The organism is Paraplanobispora siamensis (assembly GCF_016863175.1).
Taxonomy (GTDB): Bacteria; Actinomycetota; Actinomycetes; order Streptosporangiales; family Streptosporangiaceae; genus Planobispora; species Planobispora siamensis.
The window spans coordinates 103,231-118,366 of the sequence record NZ_BOOJ01000023.1 but is presented as its reverse complement, the minus strand read 5'-3'; the positions used below and the strand labels follow the sequence as shown (position 1 = coordinate 118,366).

Sequence of the window (15,136 nt, the reverse complement as noted above, 5' to 3'; positions counted from 1 at the left end):
GCACCCATGCCCATCGACCTCATCCCGCGCGCCGACTGGGGTGCCCGGGCGCCCCGCGGTGACTACTCCCGGCTGTCCTCCACGCGCGGCGTGAAGATCCACTACACGGGCGGCCGAGTCGACCCGGCGATCGTCGACGACCACCGCCGGTGCGCCGCCGCCGTGCGCGGCATCCAGAACGGCCACATGGACGGCAACGGGTGGATGGACATCGGCTACACGGCCTGCGTCTGTCCGCACAGGTGCGTGTTCGTCGGCCGCGGTCCCGGCCGGGTGCCGGCGGCCAACGGCTCCGGGCTCAACAGCGGCCACTATGCCGTCCTCGGCCTGGTCGGCAACTCCGGCCTGATCATCCCGCCCAACGACATGCTGCTCGGCATCCTGGATGCGATCGACTGGCTGCGCGAAAAGGGCGGCGCGGGCGACCAGATCAAGGGCCACCGCGACGGCTACGCCACCTCGTGCCCCGGGGAGCCGCTGTACGCGTGGATCCGGCGCGGCTGCCCCCGGCCCGGCGAGACGGCCGCCCCCACCCCGACGAGCTCCTGGACGGAGAGCACCGTGAACGACCTGCCCCTGCTCGAGCCCGGCGCCACGGGCCGCCACGTCAAGACCGCGTTCTACCTGCTCAAGGCGCGCGGCTACGCCAAGGAGCTGGACCCGAAGGTGATCGACCCGACCGTGTACTCGCCGAAGTTCGTCGACGAGGTCAAGAAGCTCCAGGAGGACAAGGGCCTGGACAAGGACGGCCGGATCGGTCGCAAGACCTGGCCCAAGCTCCTCGGCCTGTAGGTCCAGCCCGGAAAGATTTCCCTACTCGACCTACACCCCCTGTGACCAGCCCTGATGTGGCTGGTCTTCCTGTTTTCCGCCCAGACCTGAGGGCGGCGTCCCTGAAGGAGGGGCACATGGTGCACGAACCCATCGCTTACGGCCGGGCGAAGGTAGAGGCAAAGGTCAAGGCGTCCACCGTCGCCACGTACCTCAGCCTGCTCGCTGTTCTGACGGTGCTGCAGGCGGTCAACGCGCGGCTGGACCTGATCGCGTTCCTGCCGGACGTGGTCGAGACGCTGGTGGTCCCGCTGCTGCCGGGCCTGATCACGTACGTGGCCGGGTACATGGCCAAGCACGAGCCGCGGCCGGATCTGCCGATGGCTCAGCGGTAGGCTGATCTGCGGAGCCCTGGGACGTGTGGCCACGACCAGGGGCTCCGCCTACGCTGAGCGCCCCGCTCGTCTCCCTCGTGGAGACGGGCGGGGCGCTTCGTCGTGCCCGGGGCTTGCCCCCTAGGATCGCTCCCGCACAAGGCACCACCCGGGGGAGCACCACATGGCTGACTACGACTTTCCGACCGATCTCATCGCCCTGCAGCACGCATACTGGCAGGCCGACGCCGAGGTGCAGCGGGTGACGGACGCCCTGCCGCCGTCCACCGACATCCTCGGGGGGAGCGTGAGTGACGAGCAGTGGAGCGAGCTCGCCCGCGTCCGGACCGCCCGGATGGAGGCGCTGGAGGCCTTGGACCGCCACAGCTGGTGGAGTGAGGTCGGCGACCGGTACGCCGCCCGGCAGTCGCTGCGCAAGGCCGCCCGCGAGGCCCTGGCCGGAGCCGCCTCGTAACGCCGTCTGGAACGACTTGGCCCCGCTCACCGTGAGGTGGGCGGGGCCAGTTGTGTGTGCCTAGGTCTGCCTGATAGGTGGCGTGGCTTGCCCGGGCCGTGCAGTGAAGGACCTCGTGACGATCTGATCGCTTATTTCGAACCGCCATTGGTAGCGCCCAGGCTTCAGCGGTAGCGGGGGGATGCTCAGGGAGAACGCCGCATCCAGCATTGTCCCAGGTGCCAGTCCAGCTGGCCGGCCAACCTCTATGCCGCCCTGGTGGAACAGCTTGGCAGCGTTCCCGTCTGCGGCCTCGATCTCAACGGGACGGCCATCATCGTCACACAGCTCAAGCTTCAACGGGATCCGTATGTTGGCGCGATCCCATGGGATGCCGAGCAGGACGGCAACGGCGTGTGGGGCGGTGGGGGCTCCAGTGATGGACCAGCCAGCGCCGAGCATGTGAACTTTTCCGCTCGGGTCGGAGACCGCGGCGTCGCACAAGATGAGCTGGATATCGATCGGTGATGCCATCAGCAGACGTGGGTGACGGTGTATCCGGCAGGGCTGGTCTCGCCGACGGAGGTAGTGCCAGCCAGGTTGAGGTGCTCGTTGAAGCCTCGGGTGGGTTGCTTCGTGAGCCGCTTTTCGCCCCGTTCGAACGCTGCCACGATCTTCTCGACAGGTTCGTCATCCTCGTAGAAATCGTTGGCGTTCATGCTCGTCATCATGCCTCCCTTTGTCCTGTTTGCCAATGATGATCAGCTGTTGACCGGATAGGCGCTTCCGAGGTTGTATTCGTCCTCGAATGAGTCATCGGCTGGGTAGAGAACAATCAGCACTTTTCGGGAGCGGATGTGTGTCTCGACGATGGCTCGCAGTCCTCGCTCTGGGTCGTCGTCCCATGTGTAGGTCAGGTTCTCCGTGCAGACGACTGCGTCTCGAACCTCATCTTCAGTTAGGCGATGAAGGTGCTGGATCTTCTCTGCTGTGCGCTCGCTGACGTTCAGCCATGCCACCCAGAGGTCTCGCTCCATGCTGCTCCGTCATCCGCTTAATACCCGCTCGTGGTGATCCTGTCACTGCGCGTGTATGACGGTTGAGTGAATACCTGGGTTGACAGAGATTTTAAAGATTCCATTCCAGGGTCAGCGGAGCCCCTCTGGCCCCTACTGTTGATCATTGAATGCACAGCAATCGTCACTGCGCAGGGGCGTACAGACCATGCGCGGACCGGATGGCGTGTCCGGCGTCGACGAGTGCGCCCAGGGTGGTGCGGACGCCGCCGAGCGAGACCTTCTTGCCGCCGTCGGCGAGGACAGCTTCCCGGACCTCATCGGCTGTCATCGGCTCCTCTGCGCTGATCAGGGCAGTCCATACGCGGTCCTGCAGCAGCACCGCTCCCTGCCTGCCGCTCCCAACCGGGATGACCTTCTTCGACTCCTTCTCTTTCTCCTCCTGCAGCTCCTGGCACAGCGCGGCCATAACCTCGGGGTCGTGCCGGGCGGCATAGGCCGGGCCGGCGGCTTTCCAGGAGGCTTCCTCCAAGTGGACGGGCTCCTCCGGGCCGTACAGCTCCAGGATCTCCGGGTCCAGGCCAGCGACGGGCGCGATGGAGCCGACGCGGAAGTGCCTCATCAGCGAGGTCGGGTGCGGCCCCGACAGCACATAGCCCATGCCCTGCGTGCCGGGAGCATCGTCGTCGTCCTCGTCGAGGTCCGGGTCGAACTGCGAGCGCAGGGTAACCGTCCGGAGAACCTTGGGAATCGGCATGAGCTGCGCGCCGTCCGGCAGTAGCCCGTCGCTGACCAGCTGGCGCATCATCGACGCCGACCAGCGCAGCAGGGTGACCTCGCCCTCCTTGAACATGCCTCTGAGAGTGTCGGAGCCGCCCAGCTCTTCCAGGTGGGCCGCCTGGGCGGCCAGGCCGGCACCGACGCCGACGCTGCGGCCGGTGCGCCCCAGCTCCTTGACCAGGTAGGCGCCCTCGTCTCGGTAGGGGGCGCCGGCCTCCAGCAGTCGATTGATCTCGTCGAGGTGGATGTGGAACAGGGGATCGAGGCCGAGTGCGAAGGAGTTCCGCCCGGCGGCGCTGTAGCGGCGCATCCGCTCGTGGGCGACGGCCACTCCCGAGCGCAGCATCAGGATCGCGCCCTCTGGGGTGTGCACGTGGAAGTCGACCTGGTCTTTGGCCTCGGGTACCGACTGGCCGAACTTCAGGTCACCCAGCCAGCTGCAGATCCCGTTGATCTTCTCGGCGATCAACTGGAGCTGTAGCGCCTTGGACTTGCCGGCGCCGGTGGTGCCGAACAGCAGGAAGCGCTGCGCTGAGCCCGTGCTCGGGTCGTACAGGCGCCGCCGCACGGGCCGGCCGTTGTGGTAGACGCCGACGATGATACGGCCGTGGCGGTCCATCGCCAGGTCCTCGCGGGTGACCGCGCGCACCTGCGTCAACGGGTTGGACGGGTAGATCGTGACGATCGCCCGCCGCAGCCCGTCGGTCTCCACCGTGAGGCGATCCGGCGGCACACCCAAGGCCGAGCACAGGGCAGGCATGTCGTAGCGGAGGACCTGGCCCTGGGGGACCTCCAGCATGAGCTCGACCACCTCGCCGGCGGCGGCCAGGGTGGAACCTCTCACGCGCCACCCTCCCCGCCGGGGACACCGAGGCGGCCAGTACGGACACCGGTGAGCACGGTGCCGGGCATCGCGGCCGGGGCGATCCGCTGCGCCCACACGGTGGCGGGATCGGCCGCCGCCGCGGCGGCCGTGCCGATCGTCAGGCAGCGCACGCCGGCGCCCCGGCCGGGCACCGGGCCGATACCGATGAGCTCCTCGGGCACGTCCATGAGTGCGCTCAGGCGCCGGATGGAGATGTCGGGGACCGGCTGCCCGGCGGCGGCCGAACGGATCGTGGCGCGGATCGAGGCCTCGCCGATCTGCTCGATGTTCTCCAGCAGGGTGCCGGGGCCGGCCCCGCTGTCGACGGCGACGTTCGCCGCCCACCAGCGGGCGGCCGGGTGGTCACAGGCCACCTCCGCCGACGGCGCGGGTTTCGGCGCCGGCGGGGGCGGGGGCGGCGGGCACATCATCAGGCGCGCGGTGCGGGCCGGGCGCAGGAACGGCACCACCGTCGTCCAGACCATCAGCAACAAGGCCTCGACCCAGTGCGGGCCCGGCACGAGCTGCTCGACGATCAGCAGGACGGCCAGGCCCACGCCGGGCGCCAGGTACAGCACGGTCGCGGTCGCCCGCTGGTGCCCCTCCGGCCGCCAGAACCGCAGCGTGAGCAGCCCGAGGAAGGTGAGCACCGCGGTCGCACCCAGCGCCACCCCGGCAAACAAGGGCGTGAACAGTCCGGCCGCCGCAGCGAGGAACCCCGCGGCGGTCGCCACGTAGCCGCTCGCGCTGCGTGCCGCGTCGACGTGGCGGCGCCACCGGTCCACCACCGGCCAGTCCGGCAGCTCAACGGTGACCTTCGCTAGAGGCAGCGGGGACGACGTCACGGTCTTCTCCTTCCTGATCAGCGGTTGCTGTAGAACTCGGCCTCGGCCATCGGCACGTTCATCTCGGCGGCGGCCTCGGCGACCGAGCCGTAATCGGCCTGGTGGGCGATGGCGGTCTGGCGGAACATGGTCGACAGGTCCTCACTCGCTTCGGCCATCGCCTCGGCCTCGGCCAGCGCTCCCCGCATGACGGTCGCGGCGTCGTGGTGTTCACCCACGGTGTCGCGGTCGACGGTCAAGCGCGCCATCTGGTCGGCCAGCCGGTCGGTCCCGGTCGCGCAGCCCTCGACGTAGCGGTAGGTGCCGCGGACCTGCTCCGACAGTCCGCGCAGCTTGATCCCGGCGGTCACGAGCCTGACGATGACGACGGCGTAGTACACCACCGTCGTCAGGACGCCACCGGCCGCCGCGATTGCTCCGCCTGTGCTCTCGGATCTCTCCATCTCGTTCATCGCGTTCTCCCTTCTCAGGCGTGGTGGTAGTCGCGCTCGGCGGGCCGGACGTGGCCGGCGTCGCGGACGGCATCAGCCAGCGGCTTGTGCCGGGCCGCGGCGTTGCTGCCCGCGGTGGCGATGGCTTCGGAGGCGCTCGGCAGTTTCGCGGCGAGGGCCTCGGCCGTGGCCTTGAGCTTGAAGGTCTTGTCGATGAGCGTGACCAGCATCCCCTCCAGGACGCCGGGCACCTTCTTCCTGATGACCTCGGCGCGCAGAGCCTCCAGCCCGCTCATCAGGTCCTCGCATCCTCGGGCGGTCGCTCGCGCCTCGTCGACGCCGGCGAGGATCTGCTCGGCCATGTCGGCGTCGGCGTCGATGACGTCATGGATCGTCAGATCCGCGTCGTGGTACTGCGTGTTCGTCGTCCTGGGCGTGCTCACGAAGCGGGCCCCCTGCCTGTGTCGATGTGCTGATAGCGGCGGCGTCACGGCGCGCGTGCTGGCCTGGCCCACGGGCAGCGCGGGCCGTCCCGAGATGGGCGTCCCGGTGAGGGTCGGCGTCGCGGGCGCCGGCGGTTCGGGCCGGGCGCGGCGGGGCGGCTCGTCGACGCGCTCGACGCGCACCCAGGTTCTGCGGTCGGCGCCCGGCGGTGGCCGCATCCCCCAGCCGGGGGGCGGAGGAGGCGGGGGCGGGGACGTCCTGCGCGCCTGCTCTTGGTCCTGGCTCGGCTGGGTGCCCGCGTCGGCGCCGACGTTGCTCGCGCCCTGCGGCGCCGAGGGTGGGCGGCGGGCCTTCCACCGCTTCCACCACGCGGTTCCGCCCTGCCGGCTCCGGGACTTGCGGCGCTTGGGTGGTGCTGTGTCCTTGGGCTTCTTGCGGCCGGACGTCCAGCGCTTCGGCCCCGTGGGCTCCTCCGTGGATCTCGTGGGCCCCTTCTCCTTGGGGTCCTTCTTCGGTGCCTTCCACGTCAGCTCGCGCCGGGCCGGGGCGGCGGGACGCGGTGTGGCCTTGGCCTTGTCCTTGCCGCGCTTGGTGCCCGCCGCGGCGGCATCCGCCTTGGGCACCTTGGGCTTGGCCGTCGAGTCGGGGCCGCCCTTGGATCCGGCCAGCGCGGGCGGCTGCTTCTTGGAGGCGGCGTCGCGGCGCTTGCGGCGCAGCAGCCCTCTGACCCCGCCGTCCTTGTCAGCGGCGCGTCTGCGCTTCTTCGGCCACGCCGGCTCCTTGCGCTTGCCGTCCGGGGTCGCGCGGGGCGCCCGGGGGTCCTTGCCCCGGGGCGCCTTGGGCGACCTGTTCTTCGGGCCCTTGGGGTCCTTCCTGCCCTTGTCCGGCCGGCTGCCCCCGCCGCCGGTACGGCCAGCAGAGCGCGAGGACTTCCCCGAAGGCCCGCCGGGGGAGCGCAGCAGGGACGGGCTCTTAGAGCCTCCCGAGCCACCCGCCCCCTTGCTCCCGCGCGAGCTCGACCCGCTGCCCGTCCCCGCAGCCGAGGACCTTCCCGACGCCTTCCCTTCCGCCTTGTCGGCAGCTGCCCGGGCCCGGTCCGCCAGCGCCTGCCGGTACCGGGCCCGATGCCACAGCCCCTGGGCGGCGGCCACGCCGAGGGCGGTCATCACGGCCATCGCCGCCGCCAGCACCTCGCGGGGGGTGGGGTTCTCCGGGTCGATCGGCGCGGGCACGGCGAACGCCCCCGGCTCCTCATCGGCGGAGCCGGGGGTCGGAACGCCCGGCACGGTCAGGTGCAGCGGCGGGCTCATCGGCGCCACCTCCGGCAGCCGCGGCCAGGCCCGAGGCGAGGCGGGCGCCTCACCCTCCTGCTCGCCGGCGGAGTCGTTACCGGAGGGCGGTCCGGGAGCGTCGAAGGAGCCCGGCAGGAACACCCGGGGGAACCGCAGCAGCTCGCCGTCCTTCTCGTCGTTGTCGCTCATCTCCGCCTCCTTCCTGGGGTTGACGCTCTGTGACCAATTCGGCGATACTCGCGCGTCGCGCGTACGCGCGACGCGCATTGGGCCCCGGACAGGCCAGGGCGCAGCGGATGAACATGAACATGCGCGTCACGGTGCGTGACGCGCGATCTCGGCCTTCTCCTTCTGCTCAGCCCACCGGGCGAGCAATTCCGCCAGCTCGTGCATCGCCCCCCGCTCGCCTCCGCGCTGCGCTCGGCGGGCCGCGGCCCGAGCCCGGTCCCAGCACAGCCGGGCCAGCTCCGCGTCACTCCCGACGGCGCGGGTCCGCTCGTTCCAGAGCTGCGCGACGTTCTGCATCCGCCGCTTCGCCTTCGCCTCGGGGGTCAGCTTGGCCGTCGCGCCGCTCACGCCGACCTCTCCCGGCGCTCCCGAAGCATCTCCAGGAAGGGCTTCTCGGGCGGGCCCGCCTGAGCCCTGGCAGGCGCCGGTTGGGCGTCCCGGGCGGCGGCGCTCAGGCCAGCCGGGAGCGCCCGCGCCTGGCGGGCCTCGGCGGCGGCCTGACGGCGGGCGGGAATCTCGTGGCGGCCACGCCGGTAGCGGGCCTCCAGGCGGAAGGTCAGCTTCGCCGCCTCCTCCAGGTGCGCCTGGATTTCCCCGAACGGGCCGCTCAGCCAGCGGTGTCGCCACCAGGCCTCGAACGAGCCGTAGCCCTCGGGCGGGTTCTCCTTCCACATGGCCTCGGCGTCGCGCCGGATGTGGGCCACGTAGTTGGCCTGCTCTGCCAGGCGCCGGCGGAGCTGGGTGGCGAACGCCTCCATCATGGCCGGGTCGTCCAGCATGTCGCCGGACCACGTCTCGTACTCAGCACCCATGCTTCTTCTCCTTCGGGCTGATGATGTCGTCGCCGTTGCAGTCCGCGGTGAGGTCGGGCAGCGGGAGCTTGACGGCCGGGGCGGATTCGGCAGACCCGCCGCACGCGCTGGCGGTGAACAGCACGGCGGCCAGGGCGAGCAGGAGGCCGGCCACGAGAGCGGCCCAGCGGGTGCGGGTCATCGGTACTCCTCGTCAACGGTGAGATTCCAGCCGCCGCCCTCGGCGAGACGGTCGCGGACGGCCTGCGCGGTGGACATGCGACAGCCGAGGGCGTCGCGGATCTTCTTCACGCCGGCCCCTTCGGGGAGATTTCCGGCGGCGATCATGGCGCGGATCTGAGCGGCCTTGGCTTCGATGTCGTCGACCTCGGAGGGGTTACCCGAGGGGTTACCCGCCAGGTGTCCGGCGGCGGCATTTCCCCAGTACCTTGCGGTGGTAAGGGGGTTACCGGGCAGGCCGACGTCGAGGCGCGTGAAGGCCGCCAGGATGATCGGCAGAGCGGTGACGATGGCGACTGCGACGATCGGGCCGAGGATGTGCAGCACCAGCCGGGAGAGGCTGAAGGTGTCGACGACGAACGGCAGGTACGGCCAGGCGTTCATGCCGAGAGTCAGGCCGAGGAACAGCCACTCGATCCGAACGAGCGTTCGGGATTCGATGGGCTGGCCGAGCGTCGACAGGTAGGCGCGAGCGCCCACCACCACGAGCAGGGCCAGGGACATGAACGGCTCGACCAGCCAGGCGAAGACCCAGCCAGGTGACCAGACCAGGGCGTCTTCGGCGGCGAAGGTCTGCACGCCGGCGGTAGACCAGCCGAGCGCCAGTGTCAGCGAGAGCATGGCGACCGCGACGAGCAGCCGCCGCATCCGGGTGGCTCGCCAGGCGCGCATGGTGGGGTCCTGGGCGAGGGCATGGAGCCGGGCCGCTTCGCCGGCCTTCTTGCGCCGCTTGCGCACCTTGGCCGTGTCGAGCAGGAGCGGAGTCTCGTCGTCCTGGAGTTGCGCGAGCAGGTGCGCCTCAGCGACCTCGGCGCGCAGCTGCTGGACCCGCTTGGTCTCGCCCTGGGCGGGGTCGTACAGCGGGGCCGGCTCGGGCGGAGCGGGCGGGGCGTGCGCGGCGACGTAGCGCTCCGTCTCGTCGAGCGCGCGGGCGATCTCCTGCGACGTCGGCTCGCGGGGCTCGCCGGGCGGCGGGCTGGCGGTCATCACGAGGCTTTCTCCTGATCTGTTCGGTAGGAGGTGTCTGGTCCTCCTCGGGCCGTCCCGCCCGGGTGGGGTCGGGCGGGACGACTCGAGGCCGACCAGGCGGCTGGTAGGTCCCGGGCCGGGCGGGTGGGATGGGTGTGGGTCGCCCGGCCCGTGACCGGCTCAGTGGGTGTGGACGGCACCGCGCTGGCAGCCGACGCAGTCGGCCCGGACCTCGTTCGGCGAGTCCGGGGTCCGGCGCAGCTCCTCGGGGATGGTGCCGTCGCACATGCAGCAGCGGGTGCCGGTTCCACGTCCGATGCATCCGGGGCAGGTGGCCATGTCGATCTCTCCTCTGTGTGCGGTTCGGCTGGCGAGCAGCTCGGCCAGGCGCTCGACGGACTGCTCGTGGACGGTGGGGCTCATCGGGCACCCCCGAAGCGCCGATGGACGATCACGACCAGGAGCACGACGGCGGCCACGTTGATCGCGAACGGGATCAAAAACTGGACGGTCACCGGACACCTCCGTTGCGGTCCAGCCGGACGCGGACGGTACGGCCGTTCCGCCCGTCGTGCTCCTGGTAGTCGTCGGCCAGCGCGGCGACGAGGATCAGGCCGCGGCCGAACTCCTCCTCCTCGGCCCCGCGTGGGGCCGAGCTCGCGGCGGCGCCCTCGTCGGTGACGGTCACCGTGACGGCGGCCTCGGTGACGTGGATCTGGATGGCGAACTCGCCGGACCGGGTGTGCAGGACGGCATTGGCGGCCAGCTCGCCGACGATGAGCGCCAGGTCGTCGCGGCGCGGGTGGCCGGTGGGCAGGAGGGCGGTCGCCCAGGTACGGGCGGCGGGGACCTGCGCGGGCAGGCCGGGGAACGTGTGGTGCGCGTCGGTCAAGGCGATCTCGGTGATGGTCATCGGGCCGCCTCCGACAGGATCGCGGCCAGCGCGGTGTCGAGCTGGGCGGTGAGGAGCTCCCGCTCGGCGCCCATGGGCACGAGCGCGTAGATCTGCTGCACGATCTCCTCGATGCGCTTCTGGCTGACGAGCAGTTCCCACCACTCGCCCCCGCCGGTGCCGTCGTCCTGCCACAGCCGCAGGACGAGGTAGTCCAGGGGCTCGCCCTGCCGGGCCTGGACGGTGCCGACGCCGACGATCTGGTCGGCGTCGGCGATGAGCGCGTCGGCGAGCAGGTCGCGGTCGAAGGAGTAGTCGAAGGTCTCGCGCAGCCCGGCGTTCATGAACGCGAGCTTGATCTCGCACGGCGAGGTGGTGCTGTAGGCGAGAACCGCCGGGAGGGGGGTGGTGGGCTCGGCCACGGGCCAGAGAGTGAGGCCTTCGGTGACGGTGCTCATGCGCTCACTCCCGTCCGGGCGGCGGCGACCAGGTCGAGGCCGGCGGAGAAGTACGCCTCGGCCTCGGCGAGCGGGAGCTCGTCGCGGACGACGGCGTAGGAGAAGACCATCGGGCCGTCGGGGGTGGCGCTGAGGAAGGTGTCGGCGAAGCCGTCGGCGGGGCGCCGGCAGTATCCGTCGGTGTGGTCGGTGCACCACGGTGCGCACCCGGCGGGGGCGGCGGTAGCGTGGAGCATGTTCTCCTCCTGGGGTTGCAGGGCGGGGATCGTGGGCCTGTCCGGTGCGTCATCACCGGGCGGGCCCAAAGCGTTCAAGAGGCACAGAAGGCGGCGGCGTAGTCCTCGACGACGACGGACATGCCGCCCTCGGCGTCCTGGACGATGCGGTCGATGAAGGCACGGGGCACCCGGTAGGTGCGGCCGATCCGCACGCCGGGCATCTCGCCCGACCTGACGGCCCGGTACACCGTGATCGGCGCGACGCGCAGCTTCTTCGCGGCCTCGGGGACGGTCATGAAGCGGTGAGGCTCCTCCGCCGTCTCTTGCACCTGTGTCTCGTGCTGCACGAGAGGACCTCCGTGTCTGGATCAGCTCAACGCTCTGTAGGATCTACTCGCACTGTACTGCCATATCCATAAGGCTGCAAGGTTCCTTGTACGATGAAGGGACGACACGCCGCACAGAGCCTTACTGCCGAGGCCAGTAAGGTGCTAAATGGATGAAGATTCCGAAGCGGGAGGTCACCATGTCCGACACCTGGACGAGCATCTCCGCGCCCTACGTCCGCCCCCGAGCCGCCGGACAGCAAGACGCCTGGGCCGAGGAAGCCGCCCAGCACGGCGGCACCGGCCGGCAGGCGCTCCGCGAGGTCGCCGAGATCCCGGCGCCGGCCGACGTCGCCGAGGCGCTCGACGTCCCGGCCGGGCAACCCGTCGTCGTCCGTCGCCGGACCATCCTGTTCGACGAGCAGCCCGTCGAGCTCGCCGACTCCTACTACCCGGCCGCCATCGCCCGCGGCACTGGCCTCGCCGAGTCAGGGAAGATCCGCGGCGGCGCCGTCACCCTGCTGGCCGACCTCGGCTACCAGTCCCGCCGCGTCATCGAGGACGTCTGCGCGCGGCCGGCCACCGAGAGCGAGCGTGAGCTGCTGCGCCTGGACGAGGGCGAGTGGGTGCTCGTGCTGACGCGCGTCTCAGCCACGGCCGAGGGCGTGCCGTTCGAGGCCGCGACGATGACGATGATCGCGCGAGGCCGTCACATGCGCTACGAGATGTCGGTCTGACGAACCCCCGAAGAAGGAGAAGCCTTGGCGAGAACACCGGACGATAGGCATCCGTACCTGAAGGTCGCCGCCGAGCTGCGCGCACAGATCATGTCCGGCACTCTCGCACCAGGAGCTCAGCTCCCGTCCACACGGCAGCTGGCGGAAACCTACGGGGTTCCGCCGGCGACCATTCAGAACGCCGTCGGCATGCTCAAGACGGAGGGCTACCTCGAGGGGCACGCCGGCAAGGGCGTATACGTACGACCCCGGCGCGCCAGAAGCGTGGACGTCTCGGCGTACTTCGCGCCGTCCCCGGGCGGCTACAGCTACCAGCTGCTCGAGGTGGACGCCGCGGCGGCAGCGCCGGTCGACGTCGCCCAGGCGCTCGAGCTCGAGGACGGCCAGACGGCGATCCTGCGCCGCCGGCTCCTGCTGCTCGACGGCGAGCCGGTCGAGCTGTCGTGGTCGTACTATCCGGCGTCGATCGCGGCCGGGAGCGCGCTCGCCGCGCCGGGGAAGATCCGGGGCGGGGCGCCGCGCGTGCTGGCCGAACTCGGGTACCCCGAGCGCAGGATGGTTGACCGGCTGTCGGTCCGGCCGCCGACCACGCTGGAGGCCGAAGAGCTGGAGATCCCGCAGGGGGTGTCGGTGATCAGGCAGTTCCGGGTGATCTACTCCGATGACGAGCGGCCGGTGGAGGCTTCCGTCCTCGTCAAGCCGGGCCACCTGTACGAGCTGGTGTACGAGCAGGACGTCCCCGCCAGCGAGTGACGGCCGAGACGCGAAGACGGCCCGCGCCCCCTCCGGTGCGGGCCGTCTGGCGTGTGGGCTCAGTGCACGTGCGGGGTCGCGGTCCCCGGGCAGCAGTAGCGACGCGGATCCGGGATGCGGATCTGCAGCGCCACCCACTGCCAGCCGTTCACCGTCAGCGTGCGCTGGACCGGCAGTCCGCAGGCGCTGCACGTCGGCTCGGCGGTCACGATGGACTCACCGGCTCGACCTCGGCCTGCTGCAGGAGGGCGGTCAGCTCGGTGACGCTGCCGGCGGCGAGAGTGCGCGGCTCGGGGGTGAAGCCGCCCCGGGTGGCGTAGTAGTCGCCGAGCCGCCCCTCGGCGGAGCGCGAGCGCCAGAACGTCCAGCCGGGGTAGTCACGGGCGAGGGCGGAGAGGTCACCATCCGTCATAGCGGGAGGCTACGCCCCTACTCGTCAGTAGACTATGTGATGGCTTAGGTGACGTCAGGTAACGACTTAGGTATCACCACGTGAGTCGAGTGGGATCGTGACCTGACGATCCCTACACCTAGCGTCGAACCATGATCGACGCAGAGTCGGAGCTGCCGGTGTATCAGCAGATCGCCGCCGCCATCCGGGAGCGCATCGAGGACGGCACCTACCGCCGGCGCCTGCCGACCGTCACGCACCTCGAGCAGGAGTACGGCGTCGCCCGCAACACCGTGCTGCAGGCCATGAGCCACCTGCGCGACCTCGGGATCGTCTACACCGTGCGCAACCGCGGCAGCTTCGTCCGGCAGGTCACCGTCACGACCGTCGCCCCGGAGTCCGGCATGCGGATCATCGCCCGGATGCCGACCGACGTCGAGCGCGCCGAGCTCGAGCTCGCCGACGACGTGCCCGTCCTGGTCGTCGAGCACCCGGGCGGCCGGGTGGAGGTCCTGCCGGCGGACGCGACCGAGGTGCACATCCCCTGATACATGCGAAGGACCCGCCGCTCAGGGGAAGACGGCGGGCCCTTCGATATGACATGTCCGGACGAGCGTCACCATTCTGGCAGAGCGGCCGCCCCGCGGCGGGCCGATCGCCGATCTTCAGTCGGCGGTGCCGCTACAGGAGGCGATGGCATACCCGCCGACCCCACTGTTCTCGCTGATTACGGTGCCGTCCACGCTGATCGAGCAGGTGACGTCACCGGAGGAGTCGTTGTTCTGCGCCGAGACGGCGACGAACCCGCCCGCCGGCACCTCGTAAGCCAGCTCGATGGGCAGGGTCGCGGCGGTGTCCTGTTCGGTGCCGGTGGCCGACTGCACGGTGAGACTGGCGGTGGGGGCCGAGCCGGTGACGCGATAGACGACGGTGCGCACGCCGTCGTCGACGGGCGGCGCGGACGACGGTACGGCGGGGCCGGCCACCGGGGAGGAGCACGCCGCGGCGGCCAGCAGGGCGGTCAGGGCGAGGGCAGCTCGGCGCATGGTGACTCCTGGCGATGAGGTCGGGACCGTCAGTGGACGCCTCGGGTGCTCACCCGGTTGCCCTGACACGGCGTGGTGCACACCTGTCTATGCACCTGTCCGCAGTAGACCGCGCCCCGGTAGGTGCCGGTAGGGGCGGACGTTGATCACCATACGGTGTCGGGCGTGCGCGAGATTGATCATCATTCCGAGACGCCGGTCTACCGCCAGGTCGCCGACGCGCTGCGCGAGGAGATCGACGCCGGGCGCCTCGCACCGCGCCGGCCGCTCCCCTCGGAGACCCACCTGCAGCAGGAGTTCGGCGTGGCCCGCGACACCGTACGGCGGGCGATCGCACTCCTGGCCGATCTGGGCCTGGTGCGCACCGTGCCGGGGCGCGGGACCTACGTACGGGCCCGCGCGGTCACGAGCGTGGCCCTGGAGCCCGGGATGCGGGTCATCACGCGGCCGGCGACCGAGGCCGAGCGCACCACGATGGAGATCGGCGAGGGCGTGTGGGTGCTCGTGGTCGAGTGGCCCGATGGGCAGACGGAGGTTCTGCCGGGGGACGAGGCGGAGATCCGGGTCGCGGAATGACGAACGGCCCCCGCTCTGGAGAGGCGAGGGCCGGTTCGTCTCCGGCCGCGGAGGCGAGGGCGACTCCCCGTCCGCGGCCGGAGTGGAACGATCCTAGGTGATCCCCATTTTGCGGTCTACCCCTTCGTCGGTTCCGGTCGGGTCACCTGTCTAGGTGATCGCTATGGCGTGCGTCAGGCGTCGTGCGTCAGGCATGCGTCATGATCGGGCGACAACATGCGACACGGTGAGACACCATG

At 70.7% G+C, this 15,136-nt stretch carries 26 protein-coding genes; 7 read left to right on the top strand and 19 right to left on the bottom strand.

Features of this window, described 5'->3' with window-relative positions; translation table 11 throughout:
• Window positions 1–6 precede the first annotated feature (6 nt).
• The 3 genes from Psi01_RS12705 to Psi01_RS12695 all read left to right on the top strand — a co-directional run bounded on the left by Psi01_RS12705 (window position 7) and on the right by Psi01_RS12695 (window position 1,620).
• Window positions 7–792, top strand: a complete 786-nt coding sequence (locus Psi01_RS12705; protein ID WP_204064174.1) for a peptidoglycan recognition protein family protein — start codon at window positions 7–9, stop codon at window positions 790–792.
• Between the two features lie 116 nt (window positions 793–908).
• Window positions 909–1,166 carry a hypothetical protein gene (locus Psi01_RS12700; protein ID WP_204064173.1) on the top strand — a complete coding sequence of 86 codons (258 nt, stop codon included), beginning with the start codon at window positions 909–911 and terminating at the stop codon, window positions 1,164–1,166.
• A 163-nt stretch (window positions 1,167–1,329) separates the two neighbouring features.
• Complete coding sequence (locus Psi01_RS12695) at window positions 1,330–1,620, top strand: DUF8825 domain-containing protein (RefSeq protein WP_204064172.1); 291 nt, start codon at window positions 1,330–1,332, stop codon at window positions 1,618–1,620.
• 60 nt (window positions 1,621–1,680) lie between these two features.
• Here Psi01_RS12695 and Psi01_RS44550 read toward each other — a convergent pair whose 3' ends face one another.
• The 16 genes from Psi01_RS44550 to Psi01_RS12615 form a co-directional block, all read right to left on the bottom strand.
• On the bottom strand, window positions 1,681–2,061 hold the full coding sequence (locus Psi01_RS44550) for a hypothetical protein (RefSeq protein WP_373872488.1): 381 nt from the start codon (window positions 2,059–2,061) through the stop codon (window positions 1,681–1,683).
• 71 nt (window positions 2,062–2,132) lie between these two features.
• Window positions 2,133–2,318 carry a hypothetical protein gene (locus Psi01_RS12685; RefSeq protein ID WP_239127574.1) on the bottom strand — a complete coding sequence of 62 codons (186 nt, stop codon included), beginning with the start codon at window positions 2,316–2,318 and terminating at the stop codon, window positions 2,133–2,135.
• 42 nt (window positions 2,319–2,360) lie between these two features.
• The gene (locus Psi01_RS12680; protein ID WP_204064169.1) at window positions 2,361–2,636 is read right to left on the bottom strand and encodes a hypothetical protein; all 276 of its coding nucleotides are present in this window, start codon (window positions 2,634–2,636) and stop codon (window positions 2,361–2,363) included.
• A gap of 163 nt (window positions 2,637–2,799) precedes the next feature.
• The gene (locus tag Psi01_RS12675; protein ID WP_204064168.1) at window positions 2,800–4,239 is read right to left on the bottom strand and encodes a hypothetical protein; all 1,440 of its coding nucleotides are present in this window, start codon (window positions 4,237–4,239) and stop codon (window positions 2,800–2,802) included.
• Entirely contained in the window at window positions 4,236–5,105 is an 870-nt protein-coding gene (locus Psi01_RS12670) for a hypothetical protein (RefSeq protein WP_204064167.1), read from the bottom strand. Before Psi01_RS12670 ends, Psi01_RS12675 begins: the two co-directional genes overlap by 4 nt.
• Before the next feature lie 17 nt (window positions 5,106–5,122).
• The gene (locus Psi01_RS12665) at window positions 5,123–5,557 is read right to left on the bottom strand and encodes a hypothetical protein (protein WP_204064166.1); all 435 of its coding nucleotides are present in this window, start codon (window positions 5,555–5,557) and stop codon (window positions 5,123–5,125) included.
• A gap of 14 nt (window positions 5,558–5,571) precedes the next feature.
• Entirely contained in the window at window positions 5,572–7,461 is a 1,890-nt protein-coding gene (locus Psi01_RS12660; protein ID WP_204064165.1) for a hypothetical protein, read from the bottom strand.
• 126 nt (window positions 7,462–7,587) lie between these two features.
• Entirely contained in the window at window positions 7,588–7,848 is a 261-nt protein-coding gene (locus Psi01_RS12655) for a hypothetical protein (protein WP_204064164.1), read from the bottom strand.
• Window positions 7,845–8,312 carry a hypothetical protein gene (locus Psi01_RS12650; RefSeq protein ID WP_204064163.1) on the bottom strand — a complete coding sequence of 156 codons (468 nt, stop codon included), beginning with the start codon at window positions 8,310–8,312 and terminating at the stop codon, window positions 7,845–7,847. The genes Psi01_RS12655 and Psi01_RS12650 overlap by 4 nt, the downstream gene beginning before the upstream one ends.
• Window positions 8,302–8,493, bottom strand: coding sequence for a hypothetical protein (locus tag Psi01_RS12645; RefSeq protein WP_204064162.1), 192 nt, complete (start codon window positions 8,491–8,493; stop codon window positions 8,302–8,304). Before Psi01_RS12645 ends, Psi01_RS12650 begins: the two co-directional genes overlap by 11 nt.
• Entirely contained in the window at window positions 8,490–9,521 is a 1,032-nt protein-coding gene (locus Psi01_RS12640) for a hypothetical protein (protein ID WP_204064161.1), read from the bottom strand. Before Psi01_RS12640 ends, Psi01_RS12645 begins: the two co-directional genes overlap by 4 nt.
• A 159-nt stretch (window positions 9,522–9,680) precedes the next feature.
• Window positions 9,681–9,923 carry a hypothetical protein gene (locus tag Psi01_RS12635; protein ID WP_204064160.1) on the bottom strand — a complete coding sequence of 81 codons (243 nt, stop codon included), beginning with the start codon at window positions 9,921–9,923 and terminating at the stop codon, window positions 9,681–9,683.
• A gap of 88 nt (window positions 9,924–10,011) precedes the next feature.
• Window positions 10,012–10,413 carry an ATP-binding protein gene (locus Psi01_RS12630; RefSeq protein WP_204064159.1) on the bottom strand — a complete coding sequence of 134 codons (402 nt, stop codon included), beginning with the start codon at window positions 10,411–10,413 and terminating at the stop codon, window positions 10,012–10,014.
• The gene (locus Psi01_RS12625; protein ID WP_204064158.1) at window positions 10,410–10,850 is read right to left on the bottom strand and encodes an SsgA family sporulation/cell division regulator; all 441 of its coding nucleotides are present in this window, start codon (window positions 10,848–10,850) and stop codon (window positions 10,410–10,412) included. Before Psi01_RS12625 ends, Psi01_RS12630 begins: the two co-directional genes overlap by 4 nt.
• On the bottom strand, window positions 10,847–11,086 hold the full coding sequence (locus Psi01_RS12620) for a hypothetical protein (RefSeq protein ID WP_204064157.1): 240 nt from the start codon (window positions 11,084–11,086) through the stop codon (window positions 10,847–10,849). The genes Psi01_RS12625 and Psi01_RS12620 overlap by 4 nt, the downstream gene beginning before the upstream one ends.
• Before the next feature lie 74 nt (window positions 11,087–11,160).
• The gene (locus tag Psi01_RS12615; protein ID WP_204064156.1) at window positions 11,161–11,364 is read right to left on the bottom strand and encodes a helix-turn-helix domain-containing protein; all 204 of its coding nucleotides are present in this window, start codon (window positions 11,362–11,364) and stop codon (window positions 11,161–11,163) included.
• A 203-nt stretch (window positions 11,365–11,567) separates the two neighbouring features.
• On the opposite strand from Psi01_RS12615, the gene Psi01_RS12610 reads away from it, so the two are divergent.
• Both Psi01_RS12610 and Psi01_RS12605 read left to right on the top strand, forming a co-directional pair.
• Window positions 11,568–12,131 carry a GntR family transcriptional regulator gene (locus Psi01_RS12610; RefSeq protein ID WP_239127572.1) on the top strand — a complete coding sequence of 188 codons (564 nt, stop codon included), beginning with the start codon at window positions 11,568–11,570 and terminating at the stop codon, window positions 12,129–12,131.
• A 24-nt stretch (window positions 12,132–12,155) separates the two neighbouring features.
• Window positions 12,156–12,884, top strand: coding sequence for a GntR family transcriptional regulator (locus tag Psi01_RS12605; RefSeq protein ID WP_239127570.1), 729 nt, complete (start codon window positions 12,156–12,158; stop codon window positions 12,882–12,884).
• Between the two features lie 59 nt (window positions 12,885–12,943).
• Here the strand turns inward: Psi01_RS12605 and Psi01_RS12600 are convergent, their stop codons facing one another.
• Window positions 12,944–13,093, bottom strand: a complete 150-nt coding sequence (locus tag Psi01_RS12600; RefSeq protein WP_204064155.1) for a hypothetical protein — start codon at window positions 13,091–13,093, stop codon at window positions 12,944–12,946.
• Window positions 13,090–13,296 (bottom strand): hypothetical protein, encoded by a 207-nt coding sequence (locus Psi01_RS12595; protein WP_204064154.1) that lies wholly within the window; start codon window positions 13,294–13,296, stop codon window positions 13,090–13,092. Before Psi01_RS12595 ends, Psi01_RS12600 begins: the two co-directional genes overlap by 4 nt.
• Window positions 13,297–13,427: 131 nt before the next feature.
• Between Psi01_RS12595 and Psi01_RS12590 the strand changes: the two genes are divergently transcribed.
• Window positions 13,428–13,823, top strand: a complete 396-nt coding sequence (locus Psi01_RS12590) for a GntR family transcriptional regulator (protein WP_204064153.1) — start codon at window positions 13,428–13,430, stop codon at window positions 13,821–13,823.
• A gap of 117 nt (window positions 13,824–13,940) precedes the next feature.
• On the opposite strand, the gene Psi01_RS12585 is transcribed toward Psi01_RS12590, so the two are convergent.
• Window positions 13,941–14,321 carry a hypothetical protein gene (locus Psi01_RS12585; RefSeq protein WP_204064152.1) on the bottom strand — a complete coding sequence of 127 codons (381 nt, stop codon included), beginning with the start codon at window positions 14,319–14,321 and terminating at the stop codon, window positions 13,941–13,943.
• A gap of 165 nt (window positions 14,322–14,486) precedes the next feature.
• Between Psi01_RS12585 and Psi01_RS12580 the strand changes: the two genes are divergently transcribed.
• A complete protein-coding gene (locus tag Psi01_RS12580) occupies window positions 14,487–14,897 on the top strand; it encodes a GntR family transcriptional regulator (protein ID WP_239127568.1) in 411 nt (136 codons plus the stop codon).
• The last annotated feature ends 239 nt before the right edge of the window (window positions 14,898–15,136 follow it).

Bases quoted from the DNA above. Each gene is read 5' to 3' on its own strand.
- Psi01_RS12705 (WP_204064174.1), top strand. From the start codon at position 7: ATGCCCATCGACCTCATCCCGCGCGCCGACTGGGGTGCCCGGGCGCCC.
- Psi01_RS12700 (WP_204064173.1), top strand. From the start codon at position 909: ATGGTGCACGAACCCATCGCTTACGGCCGGGCGAAGGTAGAGGCAAAG.
- Psi01_RS12695 (WP_204064172.1), top strand. From the start codon at position 1,330: ATGGCTGACTACGACTTTCCGACCGATCTCATCGCCCTGCAGCACGCA.
- Psi01_RS44550 (WP_373872488.1), bottom strand. From the start codon at position 2,061: ATGCTCGGCGCTGGCTGGTCCATCACTGGAGCCCCCACCGCCCCACAC.
- Psi01_RS12685 (WP_239127574.1), bottom strand. From the start codon at position 2,318: ATGAACGCCAACGATTTCTACGAGGATGACGAACCTGTCGAGAAGATC.
- Psi01_RS12680 (WP_204064169.1), bottom strand. From the start codon at position 2,636: ATGGAGCGAGACCTCTGGGTGGCATGGCTGAACGTCAGCGAGCGCACA.
- Psi01_RS12665 (WP_204064166.1), bottom strand. From the start codon at position 5,557: ATGAACGAGATGGAGAGATCCGAGAGCACAGGCGGAGCAATCGCGGCG.
- Psi01_RS12660 (WP_204064165.1), bottom strand. From the start codon at position 7,461: ATGAGCGACAACGACGAGAAGGACGGCGAGCTGCTGCGGTTCCCCCGG.
- Psi01_RS12650 (WP_204064163.1), bottom strand. From the start codon at position 8,312: ATGGGTGCTGAGTACGAGACGTGGTCCGGCGACATGCTGGACGACCCG.
- Psi01_RS12645 (WP_204064162.1), bottom strand. From the start codon at position 8,493: ATGACCCGCACCCGCTGGGCCGCTCTCGTGGCCGGCCTCCTGCTCGCC.
- Psi01_RS12635 (WP_204064160.1), bottom strand. From the start codon at position 9,923: ATGAGCCCCACCGTCCACGAGCAGTCCGTCGAGCGCCTGGCCGAGCTG.
- Psi01_RS12630 (WP_204064159.1), bottom strand. From the start codon at position 10,413: ATGACCATCACCGAGATCGCCTTGACCGACGCGCACCACACGTTCCCC.
- Psi01_RS12625 (WP_204064158.1), bottom strand. From the start codon at position 10,850: ATGAGCACCGTCACCGAAGGCCTCACTCTCTGGCCCGTGGCCGAGCCC.
- Psi01_RS12620 (WP_204064157.1), bottom strand. From the start codon at position 11,086: ATGCTCCACGCTACCGCCGCCCCCGCCGGGTGCGCACCGTGGTGCACC.
- Psi01_RS12615 (WP_204064156.1), bottom strand. From the start codon at position 11,364: ATGACCGTCCCCGAGGCCGCGAAGAAGCTGCGCGTCGCGCCGATCACG.
- Psi01_RS12610 (WP_239127572.1), top strand. From the start codon at position 11,568: ATGAAGATTCCGAAGCGGGAGGTCACCATGTCCGACACCTGGACGAGC.
- Psi01_RS12595 (WP_204064154.1), bottom strand. From the start codon at position 13,296: ATGACGGATGGTGACCTCTCCGCCCTCGCCCGTGACTACCCCGGCTGG.
- Psi01_RS12590 (WP_204064153.1), top strand. From the start codon at position 13,428: ATGATCGACGCAGAGTCGGAGCTGCCGGTGTATCAGCAGATCGCCGCC.
- Psi01_RS12585 (WP_204064152.1), bottom strand. From the start codon at position 14,321: ATGCGCCGAGCTGCCCTCGCCCTGACCGCCCTGCTGGCCGCCGCGGCG.